The sequence below is a fragment of the Blastomonas sp. genome, assembly GCF_041747255.1.
In the GTDB taxonomy this organism is placed as follows: Bacteria; Pseudomonadota; Alphaproteobacteria; order Sphingomonadales; family Sphingomonadaceae; genus Blastomonas.
Genome location: NZ_JBGTFM010000172.1, coordinates 1 through 6,724, shown reverse-complemented (window position 1 = coordinate 6,724; position 6,724 = coordinate 1). Strand labels below are relative to the sequence as shown.

General features: G+C 61.4%; 7 protein-coding genes. All 7 read right to left on the bottom strand.

What is annotated here, in order from left to right; genetic code table 11:
- Window positions 1–1,207, bottom strand: a 1,207-nt coding sequence (locus ACEW8G_RS06195) for a serine hydrolase domain-containing protein (RefSeq protein ID WP_373487568.1), incomplete at its 3' end; no start/stop codon positions are given.
- A gap of 28 nt (window positions 1,208–1,235) precedes the next feature.
- Window positions 1,236–2,027, bottom strand: a complete 792-nt coding sequence (locus ACEW8G_RS06190) for an SDR family NAD(P)-dependent oxidoreductase (protein WP_373487567.1) — start codon at window positions 2,025–2,027, stop codon at window positions 1,236–1,238.
- A 25-nt stretch (window positions 2,028–2,052) separates the two neighbouring features.
- Window positions 2,053–2,835: an SDR family NAD(P)-dependent oxidoreductase gene (locus tag ACEW8G_RS06185; protein WP_373487566.1), complete on the bottom strand. Its 783-nt coding sequence runs from the start codon at window positions 2,833–2,835 to the stop codon at window positions 2,053–2,055.
- Complete coding sequence (locus ACEW8G_RS06180) at window positions 2,832–3,905, bottom strand: phosphotransferase family protein (RefSeq protein ID WP_373487565.1); 1,074 nt, start codon at window positions 3,903–3,905, stop codon at window positions 2,832–2,834. The genes ACEW8G_RS06185 and ACEW8G_RS06180 overlap by 4 nt, the downstream gene beginning before the upstream one ends.
- Window positions 3,906–3,924: 19 nt before the next feature.
- On the bottom strand, window positions 3,925–5,007 hold the full coding sequence (locus tag ACEW8G_RS06175; RefSeq protein ID WP_373487564.1) for a Zn-dependent alcohol dehydrogenase: 1,083 nt from the start codon (window positions 5,005–5,007) through the stop codon (window positions 3,925–3,927).
- 114 nt (window positions 5,008–5,121) lie between these two features.
- Window positions 5,122–6,411, bottom strand: coding sequence for an acyl-CoA dehydrogenase family protein (locus tag ACEW8G_RS06170; protein ID WP_373487563.1), 1,290 nt, complete (start codon window positions 6,409–6,411; stop codon window positions 5,122–5,124).
- A 31-nt stretch (window positions 6,412–6,442) separates the two neighbouring features.
- On the bottom strand, window positions 6,443–6,724 hold a 282-nt coding region (locus ACEW8G_RS06165), incomplete at its 5' end, for an MFS transporter (RefSeq protein ID WP_373487562.1).

Here is a 6,724-nt window from a genome sequence, read left to right as displayed (position 1 = left end):
CGTAGAGCATCGTCTTGATCTCGCGGCGGATGGGATAGGTGCTGGAGGGCATGAGCTGGGTCATGAAGATCATGATGACATCTTCGACCGGATCGACGAAAAAGGCGGTGGAGAACATGCCGCCCCAATAGAAATCACCGTTCGACCCGTGAACGCCGGTAGCGGCATTGTCGATGGTGGTCGCAAAGCCCAGACCAAAGCCTGCGCCGGCGTTCTCCGCCTCGCTGAAGAGGGCCTTGCTGTGCTGGGTAAGGTCGCCGCCGCCGGGCAAGTGGTTGGCGGTCATCAGATCAAGCGTCTTGCGCCCGATGATGCGCACACCATCGAGCGTGCCGCCATTGAGCAGCATCCGGCAGAAGCGGTGATAGTCGGTGAGCGTGGAAGACATCCCGCCGCCGCCCGACAGCTGCGGCATGGGCTTGCCCCAGGCGCTGCTGGCACCCGAATCGTAGAGTTTCATCTTCGCCGCCGCATCGAAAACGTAGCAATCGGGCACCCGGTCGAGCTTGTCTTGCGGGATGCGAAACTGCGTGTCGTTCATCCCCAGCGGCCCGGTCAGCCGTTCGGCGAAAACTACGTCGAGCGGTTTGTTCTCAATGCGCTGGATGATCGCGCCGAGCACATCGGTGGAAACCGAATAGTTCCAGGCGGTGCCGGGATCGAACTGCAGCGGAATTTCGGCGAGCACCTTGATGAAATCCTCAAGCTCTGGCCCGGCAAAGGCTTCGAGCTTGTGCTTGCGATAAGCCGCGTCAATCGCGGTGCGCTCCTGAAAGCCATAAGTCAGTCCCGATGTGTGTCGCAGCAGATCAATCATCCGCATCGGCTGCGTCGTGGGCCGGGTGACGAACGGCTGGGCGCCTCCGCCCGAAACGAACACGCCAAGGTTTTTCCATTCTGGAATCACCCGGTGCACCGGATCGGCCAGCGCAATCTTGCCTTCCTCAACCAGTTGCATCAACACAATCGAGGTGATCGGCTTGGTCATGCTGGCGATGCGAAAGATCGCGTCCTCGGCCAGTGACTGCCCGGCGCGTGCCTCTCCCTGCAGCGAGAGATGCACCACCTCATCGCCGCGTCCAATCAGCAGCGCAGCATGAGGCAGGCGTCCGGTATCAAGATACTTGGCCTTGATATGCGCCGGGATGCGATCAAGCAGGCGCGCGTCAAAGCCAAGTTCAGTGGGATCGGATAGGGTCAGCGACATGCGTTTCATTCCATCAATGCTTGGAGGGTCAGGATGCGGTCTGGCCGAATTTCTGCCGCGCATAAGGGTGTGAGGCAGATAGGCCACCGTCGACGACCAATGCATGGCCGTTGACGTAGCTTGACCGGTCCGACGCGAGGAACAGCGCCGCCTCAGCAATCTCGTTGGGTATGCCGCCGCGCTGCAATGGGTTGAGCTGACCGATCTTATCCTCAAAGCCGCGTTCGCGCGCCTTGTTGTAGATGAATTCGGTCATGCCGGTCTCGATCAGGCCGGGGCAGATCGCGTTGCAGCGTACGCTGCTGCCGGTCAGCTGCTGCGCGCCGATCCGCACGAGATTGATCACGCCAGCCTTGCTCGCTGTATACGCCGGGCCGCCCGCGCCAGAGCGAAGCCCCGCGACCGAAGCTGTGCAGATGATCGAACCGCCCTTGCCGCCATCGGCCATCGCCTTGCCGCCGTGCTTGATCGCCAGAAACGGTCCGATGAGATTGATCCGCAGGATGCGTTCCCATTCCTCCACGGACTGGTCGAAAATGCCCTCCATCCCGCCGGAGATACCAGCATTGGCATAAAACACCTGCAGGCTGCCGTGCAGTTCCAGTGCCTTGGCGACGAGCATTTGCACGTCGGCTTCGCTCCCCGCATCGGCTTTCACCGCCGTGATCGCTGCCGGATTTTCCGCAGCGGTCTCGTCCTGCTTGCCGGTGATATCGGCGGCGATGACCTTTGCGCCGTGCTGTGCAAACAGCAAGGCCGTAGCCCTGCCAATGCCGCTGCCTGCGCCGGTGACGATGGCGATCTTGCCTTCAAGGTCCATGGGTCTCTCCTGATGCCGTGCGCGCTTAAAGCGCTGATGCGATGGTGGTGCCGCCATCGATGACGATGGACTGGCCGGTGATATAGGTCGATGCGTCCGATGCGAGAAACACCGCAGCACCTGCGATTTCATTCGGCTGGCCGATCCGGCCCAGTGGGGTTACGCGCGCGATATAGTCCATCAGCTTGGGGTTCTCCCAAAGGGCGCGGGCCATGTCGGTCTGGATCAGCCCCGGCGCGATGCAATTGACGCGGATGTTGTCGTTGCCCAGTTCCGCTGCCAGATTGCGCGCGAGTTGGAAATCGGCAGCCTTGGAGATGTTGTAGACGCCAATGCTCTTGCTGCCCTGCAGTCCGCCAATCGACGATATGATGATGATTGCCCCGGCCTTGCGCTCGCGCATATCGGGCAGCACCATCTGGATGATCCAGTGATTGGACAAGATGTTGTTGTCCATGATCTTGCGGAACTGGTCGTCGGCGATGCCGCTCATCGGCCCGTAATAGGGGTTCGACGCCGCGTTGCAGACCAGGATGTCAATCGGGCCAAGGTCCTCGCGGGTACGGGTGACCAGGTTCTGCAGGTCATCCTTGCTGGAGATGTTGGCCGCCACCGCAATTGCCGTGCCTGCGCCTTGCCGGGCGTTCAGTTCAGCCGCAACCGCGTCACAGGCGTCTTGCTTGCGGCTGGAGATGGCGACCTTCGCGCCGTGCGCTGCCATCTGCTCCGCTGTCGCGCGGCCGATGCCCCGCGATGACCCGGTGATGATTGCGACCCTGCCGGTCAAATCAAACGGCGATCCGCTCATTTGGCACCCGCTTTTTTCGCATAATCCCACGCCGCCGTCGCCAGCGGAATAACGCGCTGCGCCATCTGTTCAGCCTGGGCGCTTGATGCGGTGCCATCGATGACGCGCTTCTTGATGCCCTGCAAGATCGCAGCGATGCGGAACTGGTTATAGGCGAGATACCAGTCCATATCGGGCACATCGGTGAGACCGGCCTTTTCGACATAGCGGGCCAGCGCCTCATCCATGGTCGGAATTCCCAAGCCTTTGAAATCGACGTCCAGCAGGCCGTTGCGCCCTTCGGCGGGCTGAATCCAGCTCATCAGGAAATAGGACAGATCGGCAATCGGATCGCCCAGCGTCGACAGTTCCCAATCAAGCACCGCAAGCACTTGCGACTCATCGGGATCGAAAATCATGTTGTCGATGCGATAGTCGCCGTGCGCGATGCCGAAGCCGCGCTGCTCGGGCACGGTTTTTTCCAGCCAATCGATCAGCTGGTCCATTTCAGGGATCGTCTCAGTCTCTGACAGGCGATATTGCTTTGACCAGCGCGCGATCTGCCGCGCGCAATAATTGCCGGGCTTGCCATAGCTTTCCAGCCCGATGGCGGCGGGGTCATAGCTGTGCAGCTTGGCCAGCGTATCGATCATCGCGTTGTAGATCTGGGTGCGCTGCTGGGAGGTCTTGCCGGGCAGGGTGCCGTCCCAGTAGCTGTCGCCAGCGGTGAACCCCATGACGTAGAACATCGACCCGGCAACGCTGTCATCTTCGCACAGCCCAAACTGGCGCGAGACCGAAAAGCCCTGATCATAAAGCGCGGCCTGCACCCGATATTCGCGGTCGACTGCATGGGCAGAGGGCAGCAGCGGGCCAAACGGCTTGCGCCGCAGCACATAGGATGCGCCCGGCGTGGTGACCTTGTAGGTAGGGTTGGACTGGCCGCCCTTGAACTTCGAAAAACTTAAAGGACCTACAAATCCCTCTACATTCTGTTCGAACCAGATGGTGAGCTTTGCCTCATCGAGCCGGTCCTTCTCAGGCACCTCCATCGTGCCGGTCATTGTCGCCTGCGCGTCAATCTGTTCCATGTCTCTAGTCTTTCGCCATTCAATCGTAGGTGATGACCGAGCGCGCGGAATCGCCAACGCGCAAGGCATCAAAGGCATCGTTGATCCGAGCGAGTGGCATGCGTTCGGCAATGATCGTGTCAAGATCGAGCAGCCCGCGCATGTAGAAATCGACAAGGCGGGGGATTTCGACCGGGAAGCGGTTGTTGCCCATCAGCGCGCCCTGCAGTTTTTTGCCCTGCAGCAATTCCATCGCGCCCAGGCTAACCTTTTCGGCGAGCGGCATCATGCCAAGAATCGTGGCCGTGCCGCCGCGCCGCAGCACCTTCACCGCCATCGCGCCCGAGACCGGGCGTCCTACCGCCTCAATGGCATGGTGTACCCCGCCCCTGGTCATTTCAATGACATCGGCAGCGGCGCTTTCCAATCCTGAGTCGACCATATCGGTCGCCCCCAGTTTGTGTGCGAGTGCGCGCTTTTCCGGCACCGGATCGATCGCGATGATCCGTCCGGCGCCTGCTATTTTGGCGGCATTGATAGCGGCAAGGCCCACCCCGCCGCAGCCGACGACCGCGACCGTCTCTCCCGGCACCAGATTGGCGGCGTTGAACACCGCGCCTGCGCCGGTCGTTACCGCGCAGCCGATCACGCAAGCGCGGTCGAGCGGCATTTCGGGGTTGATGGCCACGCAGGCGTGTTCATGCACCAGCATCATCTCTGCATAAGCCGAGAGGTTCAGCATCTGGTGGACGGGACCATCTCCGAGGCGAAGGCGCGGCGGCTGATCGGGCGAGCGGCGCGTATCGCCGCCCATGCACAGCGCCATTTGCCCGGTGACACAGAATTCGCAATGGCCGCAAAACGCGCTGAGGCAGGTGACGACAGCGTCGCCGACCTTGACCATCGTCACGCCATCGCCGACCGCCTCGACGATTCCTGCTGCCTCATGGCCGGGGATGAAGGGTAGGGGGTGCGGGTAGCTGCCATCGACGAAGTGCAGATCAGACCGGCACACCCCGGTGGCGACGGTGCGGATCAACACCTCGCGCGGGCCGGGCGTGTCGACGATGACTTCGCGGATTTCCAGCGGCGTGCCGGGCTCAAAACAGACGGCAGCTTTCATTGTATTCTCCAATCGACGTTGGAGAGGGGGAGGGGTTGCACCGGTCGTGCTCCCCGCCCTCTCCCTGCTTCGCTGCGCGAAGCTGTCCCTCTCCCGTAAAGGGAGAGGGTAAGGTCAGCGCGCCACGCCCAGATCGCCTGAGCTCAACGCGCCATGATCGTCATTCACACCGTGCCGGCCCAGTTCGATGCGTGCGATGGTGCGGTTGTGGACCTCATCGGGGCCGTCGGCCAGCCGCAATGTGCGCATATGGGCATAGGCTTTGGCCAGACCGAAGTCTTCGCTGACCCCGGCGCCGCCATGCGCTTGGATTGCATCATCGATGATCTTGAGTGCCATGCGGGGGGCAGCAACCTTGATCATTGCGATCTCGGCCTTGGCGTATTTGTTGCCGACCTTGTCCATCATGTCGGCGGCTTTCAGGCAGAGCAGCCGGGTCATCTCGATGTCAATGCGCGCCTCGGCGAGGCGCTGCTCCCAGATGCTGTGCTCCGAAATGCGCTTGCCGAACGCGACACGCGTCTGCAGCCGCCGCGCCATTTTGGCGAGCGCCTCTTCGGCCACACCAATCGTGCGCATGCAGTGGTGGATGCGGCCCGGCCCCAAGCGCCCCTGCGCGATCTCAAAGCCGCGCCCTTCGCCAAGCAGCAAATTGCTTGCCGGGATGCGCACGTCCTTCAGTTCGATGTCCATGTGCCCATGCGGCGCATCGTCATAGCCGAACACCGGCAGATGACGCAGGATGGTGACGCCCGGCGCATCGAGCGGCATCAGCACCATTGATTGCTGGGCATGGCGCTGCGCCTCAAAATTGGTCTTGCCCATGACGATGGCGATCTTGCAGCGCGGATCGCCGGCGCCCGACGACCACCATTTGCGGCCGTTGATGACATACTCATCGCCCTCGCGCCGGATCGAGGTTTCGATGTTGGTGGCATCGGATGACGCGACCTGCGGTTCGGTCATCAGAAAGGCCGAGCGAATTTCGCCGTTCATCAGCGGTTTCAGCCACTGTTCCTTGTGCTCGCGCGTGCCATAGCGATGGAACACCTCCATATTGCCGGTGTCAGGCGCCGAGCAGTTGAACACCTCGCTCGCCATCTCGATGCGGCCCATTTCTTCAGCACACAGCGCATATTCAAGGTTGGTGAGGCCCGGCCCCTCAAACTCGAAGCTGTCGTCGATGTGGGTGAGATTGGGGTTGGATGGCGGCATGAACAGGTTCCAGATGCCCGCGGCCTTGGCGCGCGCTTTTTCCTCCTCGATCACCGGCAGTACTTTCCAGCGGCTGCCCTCGGCCTGCTGGGCGTAATAATCCTTCATCCGCGGGCGGACGTTGCTTTCAATGAACGCGCGGACACGGTCGCGCCAATAGGTCTGGCGTTCGGTAAGGTCAAAATCCATGGGAAAAACGTCCTTTCATAAATGGAAAAAATTAGCGGGTGGCGATTTCGGCAAGACGCGCCTCATGATCGGCGCGCCCCAGCGGGAAGCGAGTGAACATATAGGCGCAGGCAGCACCGATAATGGCGGTGATGATTGCGAAGGTGACGGCCAGACGGTCCAGCACATCGTCCTCTACCGCGCCGGGCTGCGCGCCATCAGGAAAACCGGTGGAGGTCAGGATCAGCGAGGAGACCAATATGCCCAGCCCGCCGACGCATTTTTGCATAAAGAAGAACCCGGCAAAATAGATACCCTCGGTGCGCTTGCCGGT

Bases quoted from the DNA above. Each gene is read 5' to 3' on its own strand.
- ACEW8G_RS06190 (WP_373487567.1), bottom strand. From the start codon at position 2,027: ATGGACCTTGAAGGCAAGATCGCCATCGTCACCGGCGCAGGCAGCGGC.
- ACEW8G_RS06185 (WP_373487566.1), bottom strand. From the start codon at position 2,835: ATGAGCGGATCGCCGTTTGATTTGACCGGCAGGGTCGCAATCATCACC.
- ACEW8G_RS06180 (WP_373487565.1), bottom strand. From the start codon at position 3,905: ATGGAACAGATTGACGCGCAGGCGACAATGACCGGCACGATGGAGGTG.
- ACEW8G_RS06175 (WP_373487564.1), bottom strand. From the start codon at position 5,007: ATGAAAGCTGCCGTCTGTTTTGAGCCCGGCACGCCGCTGGAAATCCGC.
- ACEW8G_RS06170 (WP_373487563.1), bottom strand. From the start codon at position 6,411: ATGGATTTTGACCTTACCGAACGCCAGACCTATTGGCGCGACCGTGTC.